Origin of the sequence: Nocardioides zeae (assembly GCF_010686755.1) — a bacterium.
GTDB classification, from domain to species: Bacteria; Actinomycetota; Actinomycetes; order Propionibacteriales; family Nocardioidaceae; genus Nocardioides; species Nocardioides zeae.
In genome coordinates this window covers 1-21,369 of the sequence record NZ_JAAGXA010000004.1, presented here as the reverse complement: position 1 = coordinate 21,369, position 21,369 = coordinate 1, and the positions used below count along the sequence as shown (strand labels likewise).

Annotated in this window: 16 protein-coding genes; 8 read left to right on the top strand and 8 right to left on the bottom strand. The window is 75.4% G+C overall.

Annotated elements, in window-relative coordinates:
- The first annotated feature begins 27 nt into the window (after positions 1–27).
- From G3T38_RS06735 to G3T38_RS06725, 3 genes are all read left to right on the top strand, one after another.
- Complete coding sequence (locus G3T38_RS06735; RefSeq protein WP_163771350.1) at positions 28–849, top strand: PP2C family protein-serine/threonine phosphatase; 822 nt, start codon at positions 28–30, stop codon at positions 847–849.
- Between the two features lie 168 nt (positions 850–1,017).
- A complete protein-coding gene (locus G3T38_RS06730) occupies positions 1,018–1,491 on the top strand; it encodes a neocarzinostatin apoprotein domain-containing protein (protein WP_163771349.1) in 474 nt (157 codons plus the stop codon).
- A gap of 88 nt (positions 1,492–1,579) precedes the next feature.
- Positions 1,580–5,470 (top strand): HtaA domain-containing protein, encoded by a 3,891-nt coding sequence (locus tag G3T38_RS06725; RefSeq protein WP_163771348.1) that lies wholly within the window; start codon positions 1,580–1,582, stop codon positions 5,468–5,470.
- A 7-nt stretch (positions 5,471–5,477) separates the two neighbouring features.
- Here G3T38_RS06725 and G3T38_RS06720 read toward each other — a convergent pair whose 3' ends face one another.
- Both G3T38_RS06720 and ilvA read right to left on the bottom strand, forming a co-directional pair.
- Positions 5,478–6,515 (bottom strand): alpha/beta hydrolase, encoded by a 1,038-nt coding sequence (locus G3T38_RS06720; protein ID WP_163771347.1) that lies wholly within the window; start codon positions 6,513–6,515, stop codon positions 5,478–5,480.
- 127 nt (positions 6,516–6,642) lie between these two features.
- Complete coding sequence (gene ilvA / locus G3T38_RS06715) at positions 6,643–7,977, bottom strand: threonine ammonia-lyase IlvA (protein ID WP_338037501.1); 1,335 nt, start codon at positions 7,975–7,977, stop codon at positions 6,643–6,645.
- A gap of 57 nt (positions 7,978–8,034) precedes the next feature.
- On the opposite strand from ilvA, the gene G3T38_RS06710 reads away from it, so the two are divergent.
- Positions 8,035–8,403 carry a hypothetical protein gene (locus tag G3T38_RS06710; RefSeq protein ID WP_163771346.1) on the top strand — a complete coding sequence of 123 codons (369 nt, stop codon included), beginning with the start codon at positions 8,035–8,037 and terminating at the stop codon, positions 8,401–8,403.
- Positions 8,396–8,824: a hypothetical protein gene (locus G3T38_RS06705; protein WP_163771345.1), complete on the top strand. Its 429-nt coding sequence runs from the start codon at positions 8,396–8,398 to the stop codon at positions 8,822–8,824. Before G3T38_RS06710 ends, G3T38_RS06705 begins: the two co-directional genes overlap by 8 nt.
- A gap of 172 nt (positions 8,825–8,996) precedes the next feature.
- Here the strand turns inward: G3T38_RS06705 and G3T38_RS06700 are convergent, their stop codons facing one another.
- The 3 genes from G3T38_RS06700 to G3T38_RS06690 form a co-directional block, all read right to left on the bottom strand.
- A complete protein-coding gene (locus tag G3T38_RS06700) occupies positions 8,997–9,953 on the bottom strand; it encodes a hypothetical protein (RefSeq protein WP_163771344.1) in 957 nt (318 codons plus the stop codon).
- A gap of 128 nt (positions 9,954–10,081) precedes the next feature.
- Complete coding sequence (locus tag G3T38_RS06695; RefSeq protein ID WP_163771343.1) at positions 10,082–14,620, bottom strand: DUF5979 domain-containing protein; 4,539 nt, start codon at positions 14,618–14,620, stop codon at positions 10,082–10,084.
- 167 nt (positions 14,621–14,787) lie between these two features.
- On the bottom strand, positions 14,788–16,689 hold the full coding sequence (locus G3T38_RS06690) for a penicillin-binding transpeptidase domain-containing protein (protein WP_163771342.1): 1,902 nt from the start codon (positions 16,687–16,689) through the stop codon (positions 14,788–14,790).
- Positions 16,690–16,747: 58 nt separating this feature from the next.
- Between G3T38_RS06690 and G3T38_RS06685 the strand changes: the two genes are divergently transcribed.
- Both G3T38_RS06685 and G3T38_RS06680 read left to right on the top strand, forming a co-directional pair.
- On the top strand, positions 16,748–17,929 hold the full coding sequence (locus tag G3T38_RS06685; RefSeq protein WP_163771341.1) for a phosphotransferase family protein: 1,182 nt from the start codon (positions 16,748–16,750) through the stop codon (positions 17,927–17,929).
- Positions 17,929–18,621, top strand: a complete 693-nt coding sequence (locus G3T38_RS06680) for a histidine phosphatase family protein (RefSeq protein ID WP_163771340.1) — start codon at positions 17,929–17,931, stop codon at positions 18,619–18,621. The genes G3T38_RS06685 and G3T38_RS06680 overlap by 1 nt, the downstream gene beginning before the upstream one ends.
- 140 nt (positions 18,622–18,761) lie before the next feature.
- Here the strand turns inward: G3T38_RS06680 and G3T38_RS06675 are convergent, their stop codons facing one another.
- Together G3T38_RS06675 and G3T38_RS06670 are read right to left on the bottom strand one after the other, a co-directional pair.
- Entirely contained in the window at positions 18,762–19,511 is a 750-nt protein-coding gene (locus tag G3T38_RS06675) for an SDR family oxidoreductase (RefSeq protein WP_163771339.1), read from the bottom strand.
- Between the two features lie 24 nt (positions 19,512–19,535).
- Positions 19,536–19,769, bottom strand: a complete 234-nt coding sequence (locus tag G3T38_RS06670; protein WP_163771338.1) for a hypothetical protein — start codon at positions 19,767–19,769, stop codon at positions 19,536–19,538.
- A gap of 135 nt (positions 19,770–19,904) precedes the next feature.
- On the opposite strand from G3T38_RS06670, the gene G3T38_RS06665 reads away from it, so the two are divergent.
- Positions 19,905–21,113, top strand: a complete 1,209-nt coding sequence (locus G3T38_RS06665; RefSeq protein ID WP_163771337.1) for an FAD-dependent monooxygenase — start codon at positions 19,905–19,907, stop codon at positions 21,111–21,113.
- On the opposite strand, the gene G3T38_RS06660 is transcribed toward G3T38_RS06665, so the two are convergent.
- A partial coding sequence (locus G3T38_RS06660) for an integrase core domain-containing protein (RefSeq protein ID WP_163771336.1) occupies positions 21,110–21,369 on the bottom strand: 260 nt, incomplete at its 5' end. The genes G3T38_RS06665 and G3T38_RS06660 overlap by 4 nt on opposite strands.

The following is a 21,369-nucleotide window of genomic DNA, read 5'->3' as shown; positions in this document are numbered from 1 at the left end:
TCACCCGCGCGTGTCACGATGGACGGCATGCTGCGTTTCGTCGGTACGGGGGCGAGCCACGTCGGGCTCGTGCGGGACCACAACGAGGACGCCGCCTTCTCCTCGCCGTACCTCGCGCTCGTCGCGGACGGCGTCGGCGGGGCGGCGGCCGGGGAGGTCGCGTCGGCGACCGCGGCCTACGTCGTGGCCGCGACGACCCGCGCCCACCCCGAGCAGGACCCCGTCGTCGTGCTGGGCGACGCGATCCGCCGGGCCGTCGTCGACCTGCACCGCGGTGTCGCGCTCGACCCCGAGCGGCGCGGGATGGCCACGACGCTCACCGCCCTCGCCACGGACGGGCACCGTGTCGTGCTCGCCCACATCGGCGACTCGCGGGCCTACCTGCTGCGCGACGGCCAGCTCTCCCGCGTCTCCCACGACCACACGCTCGTGCAGGCCCTCGTCGACTCGGGCGACATCACGGCCGAGTCGGTGCGCCACCACCCGATGCGCAACGTGGTGATGCGGTCCCTCCACGCCGGCGCCGGCGACGAGGCCGACCTGCAGCCCGACATCCACGTGCTCGACGCGCGTTCGGGCGACCGCTTCCTCGTGTGCAGCGACGGGCTCACCGACATGGTCGAGGACCGCGCCGTCGCCCACATCGTCAGCACCCGTGACGCGGAGACCGCCACGCGCGACCTCGTGCAGGCGGCGCTCGACGGCGGCGGTCGGGACAACGTCACCGTGCTCGTGGTCGACCTGCTCGACGACCCCCAGACCGTCCGCCTCTCCGGTGACGGCCAGCTCCTCGGTGCGTTGCGCGACCCGCGCAACGTCGTCGACCCGGGCACGCTGCAGCGCCCCTGAGGTCGGGCGGCGCTGCCGCCGACCAGATCGTGGACCCCCCTTGCGGGTGAGCTGCGTCGTGCGCCAAGGTGCGCTTGCTCAGGTAAGCCTTACCTAACTCACAGGCTGCGGTCATCGGGTCCGCACACCTGGGTCGCGGCAACCGCCGCCATCCCACGGAGGTCCACCATGCGTCCATCTCCCCGTGCCAGCGTCCGTCGCGGCGCCCTGCTCACCGGCGCCGCCGGCCTCGCCCTCGGCGCCAGCCTCATGGCCGCGCCGGCGCAGGCCGCCACCGTCGTCGCCACGACGCCGACGACGGGCCTGGCCACCTCGGACACGGTCACCGTCACGGTCACGTTCGACCCGGCCACCGAGGCGCGCTACTCCATCGCGCAGTGCGACAAGAACGACCTGCCGCTCGGGCGGTCGTGCAAGGCCGCCGGGGCGGTGAGCACGACCGTCCCCGCGTCGGGCACCGTGACCCGCACGCTCGCGGTCGAGCAGTTCTTCACGAACACGAGCTTCGTGCCGGGTCTCTCGCCGAGCTCGCCCGACACCGACTGCGGCTCCATCGGTCCCGACGACTGCGTCATCGTCGTGCAGACCTACACCGCGGCGTACCTGCCGGTCGGCACGACGTACGTCGACCTCGCGTTCTGATCCACCGCGACGGGTGCCCGACGCCGCCGGCGTCGGGCACCCGTCTCCCGAGGACCCACCCGCAGCACAGCAGACGAGGAGCACCACGGTGACCAGCACGACCGCGCGACGCACGAGCGCCCGCCGCACACTCCGGCGAGCAGGGAGCGCCGCGCTCGGCGCCCTCCTCGTCGCGCCCCTGGCCGCCGTCGCGGGAGCGGCCGGACCGGCGCAGGCCGAGCCGGCGCCTCCGGCCACCGCCGCGGCCGCCGCGATCACGACGGGCCAGCTGACGTGGGGCATGAAGGCCTCGTGGCGCACCTACACGGCGGCGGACTCCGTCTGGGACGACACCGTCTCGGTGAACGGCGCGGGGGAGTACCAGTGGCCCCTCAGCGCAGGTGAGTACGACGCGGCGACGGGCACCACGACGCTCGCGTTCGACGGAGCGGTGCACTGGCGAGGCCACTGGTACCCGAAGGAGGCGCACCTCTTCGACCCGCCGGCGGGGTGGCAGGGATCGACGGAGCTCTACGTCCTCGACGTGCTGCTCGAGGACCCCGAGGTGACCATCGGGCCCGACGGGTCGACGCTGACCGCCGAGGTCGTCGCGCGCCACGCCGGCACCTGGGAGGTCGTCGACCACGGCCGCATCGTCATGGCCGACCTCGACGTCAGCGGTCTGACGCCGACGCTCGCCGACGGCGCCGTCACCTGGAGCGGCATCCCGAGCGCGTTGCCCGACTACCCGGCGCGCGAGGTCTTCGGCAACCAGTACCGGGCGGGCCAGACGCTCGACCCGGTCAGCCTCACCTACGTCGGCGAGGGCGGCGCCCCCGACCTCTCGGAGTCGTGGGACGAGCCCGGTTCCGCGGCGGTCACCCGCGGCGGTTCCGCCGTCCTCGTCAAGGACGTCCAGAAGGTCTGGCAGAAGCCGCTGTGGGAGGACCCCGAGCGCGGCATCGTGCACTCCCGGTGGTCCGACGAGACCGACACGTCCTACGCCCAGGCGCTCGACCTGCGGTCGATGCAGCCGCTCGGCGAGCCCGTCGTGGTGCCGGGACGCGCGGGCAACGCGCCGTACGTCGTCGACCGCGAGCAGCAGCGGATCTGGTTCGCGTCGGCGTCCGGGGCGACCGCCCCGGTGGACTCCTACCTCGCGTGGGACCCCGCGGCGCAGACCTACCGCACGGGCACCCTCGCGGTGCCGGTCACCCGCCGTCCCAACCAGACCATCGCGGTCTGGGACGAGCAGCGACGCCGGCTGCTGACGGTGAACCGCGAGGTGCCCGGCGGGGTCGCGAGCAGCGCGTTCGAGCAGCACCTCTGGTTCCTCAACGTGCTCACGCCCCAGGACGACGGCAGTCTCGCGGAGCAGCGTTTCCCGTTGCCGGCCGCCGCCGAGTCCCGCGCCAACCGCTTCGCCTACGCCCCCACCAACGTCCCCTTCACGGACGGCGCCGCCGAGGTGGCCGCCGATGGCTCGCTGCTGTTCAAGCAGACCGCCTACACCCCCACCGGCTCCACCACCGCTGTCGCCACCCCCGTCCGCCGCATCACCCTCGTCGACGGTGCGGCCCAGGTCACCGACCTGCCCGGCAGCGCGAGCACACAGGCCGTCGGCGTGCTCACGAGCCCGCAGGGCCACATCGCCCTCGCGACGCAGGGCTCCCTCTACTTCGACGACATCCGGTCGACGGTGCGCAGCTACGGGCTCACCGACACCGGCGCCATCGAACCCCTCGGCGACTGGGTCGACCTCGCGCCCCGTCTCATCGACGACTACGAGATCGACCCGGCCGACGGATCGGTCTGGGGCCAGACGGCCAGCACGCAGCGGCTCGTGCTCGTCCGCGACGGCCGCGTCGTGCTCGACCGCCGCGACGACCTGCTGAGCGCACGCTCCGCCGGGCTCGTCGTCCCGGGTGACGGCACCGTGTGGGCGCAGGGCAGCGACGGGGAGGCCTACACCTGGGACACGCCGTACGGCCACGGGTACGTCGGCTTCACGCTCGACGGCATCGTGCCGACTCCCACCACGCAGCCGGCCCCTCGCACCGTGCGCATCGGCACCGCCGGCGGCACTGCCACGGCCACGTTCACCGCGGAGGCCATCGGAACCCCCGCGCCCACCACCCGCTGGCAGGTCAAGGCCCCCGGCAGCTCGCGCTTCGTCGACGTGCCCGGCGGCACCGGGGCGACCCTGGAGGTGGTGGCCGGTGCTGCGCACCAGGGCTCGGTCTACCGCGCGGTCCACACCAACGCCGCCGGATCGGTCGCGTCCACCGAGGCGGTCCTCACCGTCGAGAGCGCGCCCGTGGTGGCCGCGCCGCCCGCCTCCGTGGTGGCGACGGCGGGTTCGCCCGCCCGCTTCTCCGTGCTGACCACCGGCCACCCCGAGCCGACCGTGACGTGGCAGCGCCGCGTCGGCGGCTTCTGGACCGACGTGGCGCCCGACGACGACGTGCACGTCGAGTCCGCCGAGGGCAGCTCGACGCTGACGGTGCTGGCGACGGAGGTGGAGCAGTCGGGCGCGCAGTTCCGCGCGCGGGCGGTGAACAGCGCCGGCACGACCACCACCCGCACCGCGACGCTGACCGTCACCCCGGCGGTCGAGGTGCCCGAGGAGGGTCTCGACCTCGAGGGCGTCGTGCTCGACTGGTCGGGCTCCGCCGAGCTGCAGGCCCGGCCGCCGTTCGGCACGTCGAGCTACTTCAGCGCGGGGGTCTCGGACGGCAAGCCGGCGACGTACGCCGCGAGCTCGGGCGACGTCGAGATCCTGCACGTGGCGGCGGACGGCAGCGAGGCCGCGGCCACCTGGGAGACCCGCGCGGCGCAGACGTCGGGCGACGTCACGCAGGTCGCCCGTCTCGGGGGCGGCGTCGCCGAGCTCGAGGCCGACGGCGCCGCGGTCGTGCGGTGGGACGGCGCGTGGTCGGTGAACTTCTACGACGGACTGGTGCCCTTCACGCTGACCGACCCGGTGCTCACGGTCGCTGCCGACGGCACCGGTGCACTGACCGCCGACATCAGCGGCTACGCCTCCTCGGCGTCGGACCCCGGCACGCGCACGCCGCTGGAGCCGGTCGCCGACGTCACCGTCGCGACGTTCTCCGGCGTCGAGATCGACCCCGCCGGCACCGTCGAGGTCGTCCCCGACTACGCGGGCGTCGAGGTCGTCACCCCCGCCGACCACGCCGCCCAGGACCGCACCGTGGACGGCTGGGGCTCCTGGCCGCAGGGGTTCGTCGACGTCCACGGCCGCACCGGGCTGGCGTCCTACTGGTACTCGAGCGGCGGCGCCGCCGACCCCCGCAAGCCCGCCGCACCGTTCACGGTGGACCTCACCGACGCCGAGCCCGTGGACGGGCCGGGGGAGGCCGTCGCGCCCACCATCACCCGGCAGCCGGTCGACGTCGGCGTCCGCGCCGGCCAGGACGCCACCTTCGCGGTGGCGGCCGACGGCGTGCCCGCGCCGACGGTGCGGTGGCAGGTGCGCTCGAACGGCGGCGCGTGGCACGACGTGGCCGGGGCGGACAGCCCGACGCTGGTGCTCCGCGCGGTCTCGGTGGCGGACTCCGGCACGCGCTACCGGGCCGTGGCCACCAACGCCGCGGGCGCGGTGACGAGCGCCGAGGCGATCCTCACCGTCACCCCGGTGGCCCCCGCTCCGGGGTCGGTCGCGGTCGGCAGCACGGTGCGCTGGGACCCGCTGGCGGCGTACGGCACCGTCGGCCGCGCCAAGGGCTTCTCCCTGTGGCTGGCGGGCCACGACGGCAAGCGGGTGCACGGCACGGTGTTCGTCACCGCGCGCCTGGTCGGCACGAGCCGGGTGCTGGCGCGGGCGTGGACCTACGAGGGGCGCACGACCCGCATGGCCACCCCGGTCCTGCCGGCGCGCGGGAACTGGCAGGTCAGGATCGTGTTCGTGCCCAGCGACCCGGCCTACCGCACCGTCACGCGGTCACGCTCGCTGTGGGTGACGACGACGGGCCGCTGAGGAGGGCTCAGGCGATGTCGGCGGCGACGCCGTCGGCCGCGGCGAACGCGCGCTCGACGAAGCCACCGATGCTCTCGATGGCCTCGCCGGCCTCCTCGAGGAGGCCGGCGGCGGCCTGGAAGACGTGGACCTGCTTGTCCCAGACCTCGAGCTCGACCGCCGTGCCCGCGTCGGCGAGGGCCTCCGCGAGACGCACGCCGTCGGCGTACAGGCTCTCCGAGGAGCTGACCTGCACGAGCGTCGGCGGGAGGCCGCGGCGCACGGCGTGGGTCGGCGACTCGATCGGGGTGTCGCCGAGGCCCTTGCGCCGGTTGACCCGGGCCGCGAGCTGCTGGAAGCGTGCGATGGCGCCCCGGGGGAAGAGCGTGCAGCCCGGGTAGGGCAGCTCGGGGGCGAGGAAGTCGACGAGCGGGGACATGGCGACGATGCCGGCCGGCCGGGGGAGACCGGCGCGCTGCACGGCCACGGCGAGCATGACGGCCAGGAACCCGCCGGCGGAGTCGCCCATGAGCACCGTGCGGGCGGGATCGGCGCCGTGGGCGAGGGCGTGGCGGTAGGCGTCGAGCGCGTCCTCGAGCGCGTCGGTGACGGAGTGGCGGGGGAGCTTGCGGTACTCCGGCGCCAGCACCGTCGCGCCCGTGCGGTGGGCGACGCGGCTCAGCAGCTGGCGGTGGAGGTGGTTGCCGCCGACGAGGAACGCACCGCCGTGCAGGTAGACCACGGTCGTGCCGCTCTCCGCCGACGCGGCGGTCGTGATGCGCGTGGCGGAGCAGTGGGGGAGGCGGTAGCGCGCGAACGTCGTGCCCGGCAGCGGGCGGAGCAGGCGGCCGAGCTGGTCCACCGCGGCGTACGGCCACGGCAGGCCCGGCGCGAGGCTCCACGCCGAGATGAGCGGGCGCACCGTCGCCCGCAGCGTCAGGTCGAGCGCCGTGGAGCGCACTCCGCCGCCGCCGAGGTCGCGCCGCACGAGCAGGGATCCCGCCGGAGCGGCGGAACGGGTACGGCGCGCGGTGCCGCGTCGTCGCTGCGTCCCGGTCGTCGTCATGGCCACCTCCTGTGCGCCGGTCTGGTCGGACCGTTCGTCTCGCGTGGAGGCCAGTGTGCCCCACGTCACCCAGACGTAACACGGGATCGGCGGCAGCGGGTCCGACCTGAGGCCGGAGCGCGAGGTCTCAGAGCACGAACCCGAACAGCGGGCTGTCGGGGTCGACCTTCTCGACGCGGAGGTTCGACGTGCGCATGCGCTCCACGAGCCCGTCGAGCTCGGTCGGGTCGCCCAGCTCGACGCCGACGAGGGCGGGTCCGGTCTCGCGGTTGTTGCGCTTCGTGTACTCGAACAGCGTGATGTCGTCGTCCGGGCCGAGGACCTCGTCGAGGAAGCGACGCAGCGCGCCGGGCTCCTGGGGGAACTCGACGAGGAAGTAGTGCTTCACGCCCTCGTGCACGAGGGCCCGCTCGACCACGTCGGCGTAGCGCGACACGTCGTTGTTGCCGCCCGAGACCACGCAGACGACGGTGCTGCCGGGCGCCAGGCCGCCGGCGGGGTCGGCCACCACCTGGCGGAGGGCGGCGCTCGCCAGGGCCCCCGCCGGCTCGGCGATGATCCCGTCGGCCTGGTAGAGGTCGAGCATCTCGACGCAGATGAGCCCCTCGGGCACGGCCACCGTGGTGAGGTCGATCGGGCCGCCGCCCTCGCTGCGGGCGGCGTCGACCGCGGCGTACGTCACCGCGCCGACCCGGCGCACCGCGGCCCCGTCGACGAACGGGTCGACCTGCGCCAGGTCGGTCGGGCCGCCGGCATCGAGCGCCGCCGCCAGGGACGCCGCGCCCGCGGGCTCCGCCGCCACGACCCGCATCCCGGGCGCACGCTCCGCGAGCAGGGTCACCGCTCCGGCGAGGAGCCCGGCGCCGCCGACCGGTACGACGATGGCCGCGGGCGCGAGGCCCGCGTCCGCCGCCTGGTCGACGACCTCCGCGGTCACGGTGCCCTGGCCCGCGATGGTCTGGGGGTGGTCGAACGCCGGGACGACGGTGGCCCCGGACGCCTCGGCGAACTCGGCGCAGGCCGACGCCGCGTCGTCGTACGCCTCGCCGGCGATGACCACCTCGACGAACGAGCCGCCCAGCGTCGCCACGCGGTCGCGCTTCTGCCGCGGCGTCGTGCGCGGGAGGAAGATCGTGGCGCGCACGCCCGCCCGGGCGCACGCGTAGGCGACGCCCTGGGCGTGGTTGCCGGCGCTCGCGCAGGTGACGCCCCGCTCGCGGGCCGCGGCGTCGAGACCGGCGATGACCGTGTAGGCGCCGCGCACCTTGTAGGACCGCACCGTCGTGAGGTCCTCCCGCTTCAGCCACACGTCGAGCCCCGTCGCCGCCGACAGCCGCGCGCTCCGCTGCAGCGGCGTCGGGGAGATGACCGGCGCGAGCAGGGCCGCGGCGGTCTCGACGTCGTCGGCGGTGGGCAGCGCGGTCGGGGCCTGCGGGGCGGTCGGGGTGGTCGGGACGGTCACCGCCTCAGGGTAGGGCGCGCCCGCGGACCTCCTCGACGGGCTCCTACGATGGCCGCCATGTGGGACCCGCTCCAGATCGCCGTCGTCGCGGTCTCGTTGGCGGCGGCGGCGTGGTGTGCGTGGTACGTCGTGCGCGACCTCCGCCCCGACCCGAAGCTCGCCGCCCCCCTGTGGTTCGTCGAGCTGCTGCTCGTCGCGCAGCTCGTGGTCGGCGTCGTCGAGGTCGTGCGCGGGGCGCCCGAGGGCGTCAACGTCGTCACGTTCATCGGCTACCTCGTCGCGCTGCTCCTCGTCATCCCCGTCGGCATCTGGTGGGCCGGCGGCGAGCCCGGCCGCGCCGGCACCGGCGTGCTGCTCGTCGTGCTGCTCGTCATCCCCGTCCTCGTCGTGCGCCTCGAGCAGATCTGGAGCCCCGCCGGTGCCTGAGTCGACCCCGTCAGCCGCGCCGCGGCGTACCTCCTCGGGCTGGGGCCGCGTGCTCGTCGCCGTCTACGCGATCCTCGCGCTGTCCGCCACCGGGCGCTCGTCGGTGCAGCTCGCCACCCACGCCGACGAGGCCCTCGTGCCCTACCTGCTGTCGGCGTTCGCGGCGCTCGTGTACGTCGCGGCGACCCTCGGCCTCGCCCGCTCCGGCGCGGCGTGGCGCCGGGTCGCGTGGACCGCGGTCTGCGTCGAGCTCGTCGGCGTCATCGCCGTCGGCACGATCAGCGTCGTGCACGCCGACTGGTTCCCCGACGACACCGTGTGGTCGGTGTTCGGGCAGGGCTACGGCTACCTGCCCCTGCTGCTGCCGTTCCTCGGCGTGGCGTGGCTGCTGCGCACGCGGCCTCGTTCCCACTTCCCCTGACCCCGGTCGTGGCCTCTTGCCCCGGTCGTGGCCCCTTGCCCCGGTCGTGGTGTGAGACCTGCGGAAAGTGAGGGTCTGGCACCACGATCCGGTGCCCCGCTCGCGGTCGTGGTGTGAGACGTGCGGAAATTGGAGGTCTCACACCACGACCCAGGGTGGGGGAGAGCGTGGGTCAGGCTGCCGCAGCGGTACGGCGCGGCACACCCAGCGCGCGGAGGTCGGCCGCGATCCGGTCGGGGTGGTCGCGCAGCTCCTGGGCGGTGCAGCGGACGACCAGGTAGGTCGGCGAGGTGAGGGCGCGCTGCCGGGCGATGTCGTCCGCCCACTGCTGGGCGTCGCGGTGGAACGCCCCGTCGACCTCGAGCGCGACGGTGATGCCGGACGGCGTCACCCACGTCGCATCGATCCACCGCACGCGGCCGTCGCGGTCGCGCCGTCGCTCCTGGCGGACGGGATCGGCCAGGTCGTGCTCGCGGCACATCCGACCGACGTCGATCTCGGCCATGGACTGGGCTCCGCCGCCGATGTCCTGGAGCGTGCGTCGGAGGTGGGCCGACCGTGCGAGCGGACGCAACCGCTCCAGCCAGTCGAGGAGCACGTCGCTGTCGACGAGCTGTTGCTGGACGCACGCGGCGAGCACGCCGCCGGCGGCTCGTTCGGTCGGCAACCGCGCCGCCAGCAGCAGGGCGGCCGGTGCTAGCCCTAGCACCGGGAGGCCGTCGACCTCGGTGCACCATTCCTCGAAGGGTCTCCGCGTGCGGTGGAGCCGCACGCCCGGTTGGTCGAGCGGCTCGAGGTGCAGACCCGCACGGACGATCGCGGTGACGTCGCCGCCGTCCCAGCCGCGCAGCCCGTGCACGGCCAGCGCCGTGCGACCCGAGAGCGCCGCCGCTCCCGGGGGGTGCAGCACCGCCAGGCGTCGCCGCTGCCGATCGGTCAAGGTGCCCGTGGTCAGGGAGACGACCGTCGGGCTGACCACGGACCACCGGCCGGAGCCGACGCGGCGGCGCACCGCCGCATCGCCCACCCCCTCCGCGCGCAGCTGGGCACGCGAGACGAGGCCGTCCTGGGTGGCGGCCACCGCAGCCACGGCGGCCAGACGCTCACGGAGCTCGGGATTCGCGGTCACGCGCCCCAGCGTCGCGCTTCTGGCGCCCAGGTGCGCGTGGTCCTCCACAGGCGCCGTACCCCCGGCGCGGTCGTGGTGCGAGACCTGCGGAAAGCGGTGGTCTCACACCACGACCGACGGGGGGCGGGCTAGAGACGGAACCGCGTCCAGAGCGCGCCGGCGGCGAGGAGCAGGAGGCCGCCGAGGGCGAGGGGGAGCACCGGTACGTCGCGGCCCCCGTCCTCCTCGTCGCTCGCCTCGCTGCTCGCCGGGGCCGCGAGGCCCAGCTCGCCGTCGGGGTCGTCGTCGGTCGTGGTGCGCGTGGCGGGGTCGCCCGCGGGCGGCACCGGGCCGGTCGGCGCCTGGCCGGGGACCGTCACCGACGGGTCGGCGAGGCCGCCCGACAGGCCGGCGAACCCACCGGGGCCGCGGACGCCGCCGAGGCCGACGGTCTCGAGCAGGCCGCCCACGGCCGCCTGCCCGGCGGGGGCCGCGCCGACGAGGAGGTCGAGGTCCTGCACCCGGGCGCCGCCGTCCGCCGCCACGGCCAGGGCGCCACCGGCGCTGACGCGGTGGGCGCGGTCCGTGGGTGCGGCGTCGCAGCTGGTGCCGGCCGGCAGGAGCACGTCGCGCCCGCCGTCACGGGCGACGGCCGTCGCGCCGGGCGCCACCCGCACCTCGCCCGACCACGCCACCGCACCCTCGCGGCGGCAGGTCACGGCGACGCGGGCGTCGTCGTCGAGGTCGTCGCTCGCGGTCACGCGCACCCGCCCTGCCGAGTAGACGCCGTGGGTCGACAGCAGGCTCTCCCCGTCGGCGACGGCGGTCGCGACCACGGAGCCGCCCGGCACCTCGTCGGCGGGCGCCCCCGACGCCTCGGTCGACGTGCAGAGCGCGCCGACGGGCAGCTGCGCCGTGAGCCCGACCCGCTCGCCCCGGCCCATCTGCACCTGCAGCGGGAATCCCGGCAGGGTCTCGTCGCGCCAGCGGCACGTCACGGAGACGAGGGCCGTCGCCGGCGCCATCGCGGCCCCGACGCCGGACACCCGCCGGTCGACGACGACGCGCGCCAGGTCGAAGCGGGTGGTCACGACGAGCGCCCCCTGGGGCGTCTCCGGGGTGACCCGGGTGCCGGTCGCGGGCGAGACCGCCACGTCCGTCGCGCCCTGGTCCTGCGTGACGCCGCCCGAGCAGACCGCGCCGTACGGCACCGGCAGCGCCGCGCTGGTCTGGCCGTCGGCGAGCTGCAGCGTGCGCGGGAAGCCGTGCACGGGCACGCCGCCCCGCACGCAGTCGACGCGCACGGCGGTCGGGCCCGCGGCGTACACCGGCGCACCGTCACCCTCCGCCTGGTGCGTCACGGTGAGCTGGCCGGACGGCACGTTGACCTCGGCGCAGACGCCCTCGCCCTCGGGGCACGGGTTCGGCAGGATCGCGCCCTCGACGACGAAGCGGCTCAGCAGGCTGCCGGCGGAGTACGCGTCGGGCTGGGCGGTGAGCTGGATGTCGCGCGTCTCGTAGGGCGCCAGCTCGAGCTGCGGCCACGTCACCTCGCTGCCCGCGCTGCGCGGTTGCGTGGGGTCGAACCCGGGCTGCACCGGCGTGACGGGCAGTCCGGGCAGGGTCGGCACGGTCTCGTCCGCCGGCCCGACGAGCTCGCCGAGCAGTCCCCCGGTCAGGCCGTCGAGCACGTCGAGGAGGAGCCGTACGACGGCGCCGGCGGTGGCCGCGACGAAGTCGAGACCGACGGGCAGCGTGCCCACGGGGGCGGCGGTCGTGATCGGGTGCGGGCCGGGGTTGGCGAGCCGCACCGTGTAGGTCACCGGCTCGCCGGGCCCCGCGTAGGCCCGGTCGGTCTCCAGCGTCACCACCGGGGGCAGGTCCTCGGCGTACGGCGTCAGCCCGACCTTCGCGCTCTCCACCGGGGGCAGCGTCGAGCCGCTCCAGGCGTTGCGTGCCGTCGCGGCGGCCGTGTTCCAGGCGACGGAGCCGACGGCCACGTCGTCGGGGAGGCCGACGGTGAGGGTGACGTCGAAGCCCTCCCCGATGTCGTACGTCGCGCCCGACGTCACCCGCAGCGCGCGGGCCCCGTCGAGGTCATCGCCGTCGCGCCAGGCGGCGCAGCCCTCCGCCTGCGGCTCGGTGCCGAGGGAGTGGCAGATGTCGCTGTCGTCGGCGGTCGCGACGCGCACGCCGTCCGGCGCGTCGACGTCGAGCAGCTCGACCTCGAACCCGCTGCCGCGCGGGGAGCCCGACGCGGCACCGGCGAGGAGGGTGTCGTCGCGGGTGGGGAGCACGTCGTAGAGCGTCACGTCCTTGAGCGGCGTCGTCGCCGTGTTGCGCCACCGCAGCGTGTAGGTCGCCTCGCCGTCGTCGGCGAGGCCCAGCGACGGGGCCGCCTTGGGCTCCTCGTCGGCGTCGCCCTGCACCTGCACGTCGACGGAGAAGGACGCGGCGCCGTCGCCGGTCTCCACCTGCACGGTGCTCGTCGCGAGGCACCCGGGCGCGGTGTGCGCCAGGCCGGTCGCCGAGGTGGGGACCGAGCGCGACGTCGTGGCCGGACGCTGCGCGCAGACCTGGGAGATCGGCGTGCCGGGCGCCACCAGGCGCGCCTCGTGGGCCAAGAGCCCGGGTCGGGTCGCGACGACGGGGAGGGACACCTGCAGGCGCACGCGGGCGCCGGTCTCGCCCGTCACCTGCGCGGCGAGCTCGTCGGCGTCGAGCACGGCGCGCACCAGCGTGCGGCCGCTGCCGCCCGCGTTGCGGGCCACGAGCAGCGGCAGCTGCACCTCGCGCTCGGTGACGGTCTGGGCGCGGCCGCCGCCCCGGTGCGTGACCGCGAGCGTCGCGGGGAGCGTGGCCGGCACGGCGCCGTGCCAGTCGAGGCCCTCGGGGAGCCGCTCCGCCAGCACGAGGTCGGTGTCGGAGCCGGCGGGGAGCAGCGCGCCGCCCGTGACGTCGAGCGTCGTCGTGGCCCCGACCTCGGGGAGGCTCGGGGCGGCGTACGACGCGTCGACGCCCAGCTGCGGCCGTGCGACCACGGTGAGCACGGCGTCGCGGCTGCTGAGCTGCGTGGTGTCGTCGCCGTACGTCGCGGACGCGGCCGAGCGGGCCACCACGACCTCGCCGGGGTCGACCTCGGGGTCGACGTAGCCGAACACCGCCCAGCTCATGGTGTAGGACTCGATGCCCGTGCTCGCGGGGAACTCGATGGCCCGGACCCGGCCGACGGCGGAGTCGGGGACGGAGAAGCCCACCCACTGGCCGCGGTCGTCGAGGGCCGTCGTGCCGCCGGTGCGGTGGAGGGTGACGCGGCGACCGTCGGTGAGCACGGCCCGCGCGCGGTAGCCGCCCGGCACGGCCTCGCCGGTCGAGCCGTCGGCGTCGTTGTCCACCCACAGGGCCGCGGTCGTGGCGTGGAAGGCGGGGGCGCAGGAGCCGCTGGACGGCTCGTGCCGGGTGCCGCTGCCCAGGCACGGCATCTGCTGGGCGACCCCGACGGCGTAGCCCGACCCGTCCTCGATGTTGTTGTAGGAGGTCTTGAAGCCCGCCTGGGTCAGCCCCGTCGCCCCGTTGGGCTGGAACTGCTCGAGCGAGAACGCCGGCTGTTCCGGGAGGACCCCGAGCCAGTTGCCCGGGTACGTCGCCTGCGAGCGGTCCTCGGCGGTGCCGTCGTCGGACGTGCTCGTGCGGACCTGGCCGAACGCGCCGGCGAACAGCGAGCCCGGGCTCGCGCCCGGCGCGCCCATGACGGTGACCTGGGCGCTGTCGGTCGCCGGGTCGCCGGTCCAGCGGTGACCGCCGCCGGCCGTCGTCGGCGTCACGCGGAGCGACAGCGGCAGCTGCGCACGATCGGTCTGGCCCTCGTCGATGCGCGCCGTGACGGTGCCGGCGACGACGCCGTCGGCGCCCCGCTCGCGGCAGCTGGCGGGCAGGGCGTCACCGGTGGGCGTCCACGTGAGGGTGCGGCCGGAGCCCTGGGCGCCGGACGGGGTCGACCCGACCAGCGTGAGGCCGCGGGCGAGCTCGGCCTTGATCTCGAGCCGTCCGGGGAACCAGTTGCCCGCGTCGGGCTGCACGCAGGAGACGCGGATGTCGAACGTGACCTCGTCGCCGGGGCGGCGCAGCGCGGAGTCCGTGAGGCCCACGTGGGCGACCGCCGTCGTCGACGCGTCGACGTGGGCGGTGACCTCCTCGTCGTACCCCGGCGGCGCGTGCCGGCTCGTGTGCGCGTTCGAGCTCGTCGCCTCGGGCTGCAGCTCCCAGCTCGTGCCGTCGGGGGTGGTGTCGTTGGGCGGGGTCAGCGAGAACTTCGCGAGGGCGGTGCCGCCGGCCGGGAGCGCGCCCGCGAGCGTGACGACCAGGTCGTCGTCCTCGACGGCCTGGGTGACCGTCACCCCGGCGGGGGCGGCCGCCGGCTCCTCCGACCGCTGGTAGCCCGCGGCGTCGCCCAGGGGGATCCGCGCCACCACGTCGGCGCACGCGTCCGTGGAGCGCGTGCAGACCAGCGCGACCTCGTAGTGGAACGGCCTGCCGGACGCCAGCGTGTTGCCGGACGTCAGGCGGATGCCGACCTCGAGGCCGCTCGTCGCCTGCGCCGGACTGCCCGTCAGGACGAGGGCGACGAGCAGCAGCACGAGGGCGAGGCCGCCCCGGACGAGGGGACGGAGGCGCGCGGACCCGGACACGTGTGGACTCCCCGAGAGAGGGCCACGGCCCCGCGCCGACCGGCGTCAGACGACGTCGGCGGGCCCGAGACCGCGACGGAGCTGATGCGTGGACCAGTGAAGTTACTCCCCGGAAGCCGCGAGCGACACCCCTGAGAGGTGACGGCTGCGTGACGACCGGGTGCCGATCAGGCCGCGCCGGCGAGGAAGGAGCGCAGGATCGGCCCGGCCGTGCCGGAGCCCGAGGGACCCTCCTCGACGAAGACGGCGACCGCCAGGTCGCCCTGCGTGGCGATCATCCAGGCGTGGGTGGCCGGCGGCGTCGTGGTGCCGAACTCGGCGGTGCCGGTCTTGGCGCCGACCGGTGCCCCGGGCAGGTCGGCGAGGAGCCGACCGCTGCCGTCGGTGACGACGGCCCGCATCAGGTCCTGCAGCGCCGCGGCCTCGTCGGCGGTGAGCGGCGCCGCGGCGGGCACGGCGTCGGCGGTGTGCTCGGGCAGCAGCGTCGGCAGCACCGCGCGGCCCTCGGCGACGGACGCGGCGACGGTCGCCATCGCCATCGGGGAGGCGAGCACCCGGCCCTGCCCGATGGTCTCGGCCGCGGCCTCCGTCGCCCCCTCGGGCGCGGGCACCTGCCCGAAGTACGCCGGGAAGCCGAGGTCCTGGTCGACGCCCAGCCCGAGCGCGGCGGCCGCCTCCGCGAGGGCCCCGTCGGGCAGCGCGTCGGCACTGCCGATGAAGGCCGTGTTGCACGAGCTGGCGACGGCCTCCCGGAGCGTGATCTCACCGATGCCGGCCGCCGGGTAGTCGTCGTAGTTCTCGAACACGCGGCCGTCGACGGTGATCTGCGCCGGGCAGGCGACGGTGTCGTCGGGGCCGACCCCGGCGCGCAGGAGGGCGAGCGAGGTGACGACCTTGAAGGTCGAGCCCGGCGCGTACTGTCCGAACGTCGCGGCGTTCTGCCCGCCGGTGCCCGGACCGTTCGCCGCCGCGAGGAGTGCGCCGTCGGAGGGGCGCACCGCCACGATCGCGCTCGCCGGACCGACGTCGGCGAGCAGCCCCTCGGCGAGGCCCTGGAGGTCGATGTCGAGCGTCGTGGCGAGCGGGGAGCCCGCGACGGCCTCGGCCGTGTGGAGCTCGCGGGGCTCGGCGTCGGAGCCCTCGGCCGGCACGACGACGACCCGGATGCCGTCGGTGCCGCGCAGCTCCGCGTCGTACCGCCGCTGCAGGCCGCCGAGACCGACGACGTCGCCGGCGCGGACCGCGCCGGCGGACTCCTCGACGATCTCCGCGGTGGCCTCGCCGACCGACCCGAGGATCGGCGCCGCGAAGCCCCGCGACGGCGCCAGCGGCACCTGGTCGGGGATCGCGGCGACCCCCGGCGTCCCGCCCAGCAGGTTGAGGTCGGCCTCCTCGGCGCGGAGGACGATCGCCTCGACGTACGCCCTCTCCCCGGCCGCCGCCACCCGCTGCACGAACGCGTCGGCGTCGAGGTCGAGGGTCTCGGCCAGCGTGCGGGCGGACGCCTGCGCGGTGGCCGCGTCGATGCGGGACTTGTCGATGCCGAAGCGCACGACGTCGCGCAGCGTGACGATCGGCGTGCCGTCGCCCGCCAGCACGTCTCCACGGACGGCGGCGGTCGTGTCGGCCCGCAGCACCTCGCCCTCGGCGAGCGACGACTCGACGATCGTGGGCGCCCAGGTGACGCGCCACTCGTCGTCCTCGTCGCGCAGCGCCACGGTCGAGGTGTGGCTCCACGTCTGACCGCCGAGCACCCAGGCCCACTCCACCTCGGCGGTGCCGCGGTCGCCGTCGACCTCGACCGCGCCCACGGTGACCTGCGGCTCGACGTCGCCGAGACCGGCCACCACCGTCTCCAGCTCCGCGGTCGCCTCCTCCGGGGTCGCACCGGTGAGCGGCACGTCCGCGAGGTCGCCGGACGCCAGTCCCTGGCGCAGGCTCTCGACCGTCCGCGCCGCGTCCTCGCGATCGCCGTCGTCGGAGCACGCCACCAGCAGCGACCCGGCGACGAGCGTCGCCACCGTCCCCGCCAGCGCGCGCGCTGTGCGGCCCCGAGCGCCACCCGTCATCGTGCTCCCCCTGTGAGTTACCTGATTCCCGCCTGCGGGCCTGATTGTCTCCGACACAATGCTGAGGTCCACCCCCACTCCGGGCACGGCGAAGGAGAACGGCATCCACCACGACGACCTCGAGCGGGGCAACGCGTCGCGTCCGGTGCGTGACGAGGACGCGATCGACGTCGCCGCGCTCGACGCCTGGCTGCGTGCGCACGCGCCGGCGGAGGACCTCCCGCCCGGCCTGCCCGAGGTGCGCCAGTTCCCCGGCGGCGCGTCGAACCTCACCTACGCCCTCCGCTACGGCTCCGGCGCCGCGGCACGTGACCTGGTGCTGCGCCGCCCGCCGCACGGCGCCCGCGGCGGCAGCGCCCACGACATGGGTCGTGAGTTCGACATCCAGCGCTCCCTCCGCCCGGCGTTCGACCTCGTGCCGAGGATGGTGGCCCACGCCGGTGACAGCTCTGTGCTGGGCGCCGACTTCTACGTGATGGAGCGTGTCGCGGGCACCATCCTGCGCGGCGAGCTGGACCCGGACCTGGCAGCGGTGGTCGGTCCCGCGGACCTCGACGGCCTCTGCGCGCGCTTCGTCGAGGTGCTCGGCCGGCTCCACGACGTCGACGTCGTCGCGCACGACCTCGAGCGGTTCGGTCGCGGCGGGGAGTCGGTCGCCCGCCAGGTCGCCGGCTGGACCCGCCGGCTCGAGGCGGCCCGCACCCCCGACGTACCCGACTTCTCCGCCGTCACCGCGTGGCTGCACGCGGAGCAGCCGGCCGACGTGGGCTCGTGCCTCGTGCACAACGACGTCCGGTTCGACAACCTCGTGCTCGCCGGCGGCCCCGGCACGGGCGCGCCGTGGGAGGTCGTCGGGGTGCTCGACTGGGAGCTCGCCACCGTCGGCGACCCCCTCGCCGAGCTCGGCAGCGCCCTGGCCTACTGGGTGCAGGCCGACGACGAGCCCGTCTTCCGCTCCGCCCGCCGGCAGCCCACCCACCTCGAGGGGATGTGGACGCGGCAGCAGGTCGTCCAGGCGTACGCCGCGGCCCGCGGCCTCGACGTCGACGCGGACGCCTGGCGGTTCTACGAGGTCTTCGGCCTGTTCCGCCTGGCGGTGATCGCGCAGCAGATCTGGGCGCGGTACGTCGCGGGTGCCACCACCAACCCCGCCTTCGCGGGCCTCGGCGCCATGATCGGGATGCTGGCCCGGCGCTGCCGCACGGTGATCGACGACGGCCCGATCGGCTGGGTGGACTGATGGGCACGCTGCTGCTCGTGCGCCACGGCCAGTCGTCCTGGGGCGGGGCCGAGGACGGGACCGACGAGGAGGCGCTGACGCCGCTCGGCTGGGAGCAGAGCCGGTTGCTCGGCGCCGCCCTCGCCGCTCGGGGCGTCGCGCCGGACCTCGTCGTCCACGCCGGCCGCCGGATGCACCGCGAGACCGTCGAGGCCCTCACCGTGACGGGTGCCTGGGGCGCCCGCACCACCGTCGACGAACGTTGGGCCGACTACGACCACGGCGAGGTGCTCCGCGCCCATCTGCCCACGATGGTCGGCGGCGGCGACCCCGACCCGCAGCAGTTCCAGCAGTGGCTGCAGATGGCGATGATGCGCTGGACCAGCGGCGACCACGACGACTACGCCGAGTCGTTCGCGGCGTTCACGCGCCGTACGCAGGCCGCCCTGTCCGACGCCGCCGACCGCGTCGGGCGCACCGGCACGATCGTCGTCGTCACCTCGGGCGGTCCCGTCGCGTGGCTGACCGCCGCGATGGTCGGCCTGTGGGACCCCGCGTCCGACCCGGCCGAGCTCGCCGGCCCCTGGACGCGCCTCACGCCGGTGGTCGTCAACACGTCCCTCACCAAGGTGACGGTCGGGCTGCGCGGCGTGCGGCTCGTGTCGTTCAACGAGCACAGCCACCTCGAGACGGGCCCCGCGCCCGTCTGTTGAGGGGGCGGCACTTTCCCCGGTCGACCGGGGAACACGCCGCTTTGACCATCAACGTTGGTGGTCAAAGCGGTTGGTTCCCCGGCTGACCGGGGAACCGACCGCTTTACCCACCAACCTGCCGCCCGAGCGCTCGCTCGGGCTCAGACGAGCTTGCGGAACAGCGGCATCGGGGCGTGCTTCATCACGACGCTCAGGGGCGCCCAGGGCAGCGGGGGCACGCAGGCGGAGTCCTTCTCCTTCTCGATCGCGGCGACCATCGCGCGCACGCCCTTCTCCGTCGAGACCAGCATCGGCGGGTTGCCACCGGTGCCGTCGTTCATCTCCGAGGCGATGAAGCCCGGGTAGAGCACCGTCACCTTGATCGGCGTGCCGTGCACCTCGGCCCGGACGCCCTCGGCGAGGTGGGCGACGCCGGCCTTCGTCGCGGCGTACGTCGTCGTCGCCCCCGGCATCCCGCGCATCGCCGCCATCGAGGAGATCATCACGAGGTGCCCCGCGCCCTGGGCGCGGAAGACCTCGAGCGCCGCGTCGGTCTGGGCGAGCGCGCCGAGGAAGTTGGTGACCGCGGTCTGGCGGTTGGCGTGGTGCTTGCCGGTGCCCAGCGGCGCGCCCTTGCCGAGGCCCGCGTTGACGACCACGCGGTCGAGGTGGCCGAAGGTGCCGGCCAGGTCGGAGAAGACCGCGGCGACGGCGTCGTCGTCGGTGACGTCGAGCTCGCGGACCTCGACACGGCGGTCGGGACGGGCGGCCGTGATCTCCGCCCGCAGCTCCTCGAGGCGGTCGAGGCGGCGGGCGCAGAGCGCGAGGTCGTGGCCGAGCGCGGCGAACTGGCGCGCCATCTCAGCGCCCAGGCCCGAGCTGGCGCCCGTGATGAGGATCGTCTTCGTCATGCGGACCAGTGTGGACCCGCCGGGTCAGCGCGAGACGTCGACGACCTGGGTGTCGACGGTCGGGGCGTCCGGGGCGTGGTCGGCCGGCTCCTCCACGGAGGCGGGCCGGAGGACCCCCTGCCCCTCCGGGTGCGGCTGCGGCAGCAGCATCGTGGCGAGCACCAGCAGCAGGCCCAGCAGCAGGGCGACGGCGACCGACGGCCACAGGGGTGACGTGGCGCGGAGCGTGGTGCTCCCACGGCCGGGTGCTTTCTGCATGCGGTGGTTCCTCCTCGGGGGCGGTGCGGTGTGCTTCCTCCTCCAAGGACGCGTGAGACACCCCGACGGTTGCAGATGCCTCCAACCGACTGCGTCACACCGCGGGTCTTGGCAGGTCCTCCTACCGTGACGGCCATGAGTCGTCGTGCCCTGGTCTCCGGCGGGAGCGTCGCGGGCCTCACCGCGGCGTACTGGCTCGCCCGCACCGGCTGGACCGTCACCGTCGTCGAGCGCGCGTCGTCCTTCCGCGACGGCGGGCAGAACGTCGACGTCCGGGGCGAGGCGCGCGCCGTCGTCGACCGGATGGGCCTCACCGCGGCCGTCAAGGAGGCGACCACCACCGAGGAGGGCACCCGCTTCGTCGACGAGCAGGGGGCGACCGTCGCGGAGTTCCCGGCGCAGGAGGGCGAGGACGGGCCGACCGCCGAGCTGGAGGTGCTGCGCGGCGACCTCGCCCGCATCGTGCTGGAGGCGCTGCCGGCGGGCGTCGAGGTGCGGTACGGCGACACGATCGCCGCCGTCGACGACGGGCCCGGGGCGGGCCCGGTGCAGGTGAGGTTCGCGTCGGGCGCCGTCGCGGAGTGCGACCTGCTCGTCGTCGCCGAGGGCGTGCGGTCGTCGACGCGGGCGCTCGTGCTCCCCGCCGACGAGGAGCGCGACGCGCTGCGACCGCTCGACGTGACCGTCGTCTACGGCACGATCCCGCGTCGCGACACCGACGACCGGTGGTGGAGCTGGTGCACGGCCACGGGCGGCCGCCAGGTGATGCTGCGCCCCGACAACCGGGGCACGACGCGGGCGATGCTCGCCTACGCCAGCGACCGCCACGACCGCGACGACCTCAGCGGTGCCGACGCGGAGCGTCGGGACGGCGTGCTCCGAGAGCTCTTCGACGACGCGGGGTGGCAGGCGGAGCGGATCCTCGAGGGACTCGCGACGTCGGAGGACGTGTACGTCGACGCCCTCGCCCAGGTCGTCCTCCCGCGCTGGTCGGTCGGGCGCGTCGTGCTCGTCGGCGACGCCGCCTGGTGCGTGACGCCGCTCGGGGGAGGGGGCTCGTCGCTGGCGCTGCTCGGCGGGTACACGCTCGCCGCCGCCCTCTCCCGGCACGCGGAGGTGGCGGAGGCGCTCGATGAGTACGACGCGTGGATGCGCCCCGTGGTCGACCGCACCCAGGGCCTGCCCCCCGGCTTCCCGCGCCTGGCCTACCCGGAGACGCGCCTCGGCGTGGGCGCCCAGCGGCTCGCGGCCCGGATCGCCGGGAGCGGACCCGTCCGGGGCGCGGCCGGACGCCTCGCCGGGTCGGTCGCGACGTCGCAGCGGGACCTGCTCGAGATCGCCTAGGTGTGATGTCCAGGCACGTTGGTCAGCCGGGTGATCGGTGGCCGGCCTCCGATCGCGGAGTGGGCGCGGTGGTGATTGTAGAAGTGGAGCCAGCCCGGGAGGGCTGTGTTGCGCTGTTGGGTTGACTCGTACAGCCGGGCGTAGGCCCAGCCGTCGGCCAGGGTGCGGTGGAAGCGTTCGATCTTCCCGTTGGTCTGGGGCCGATACGGGCGAGTGTGCTTGGGTGTGATCGCAAGGTCTTTGCAGGCGTCGCGCC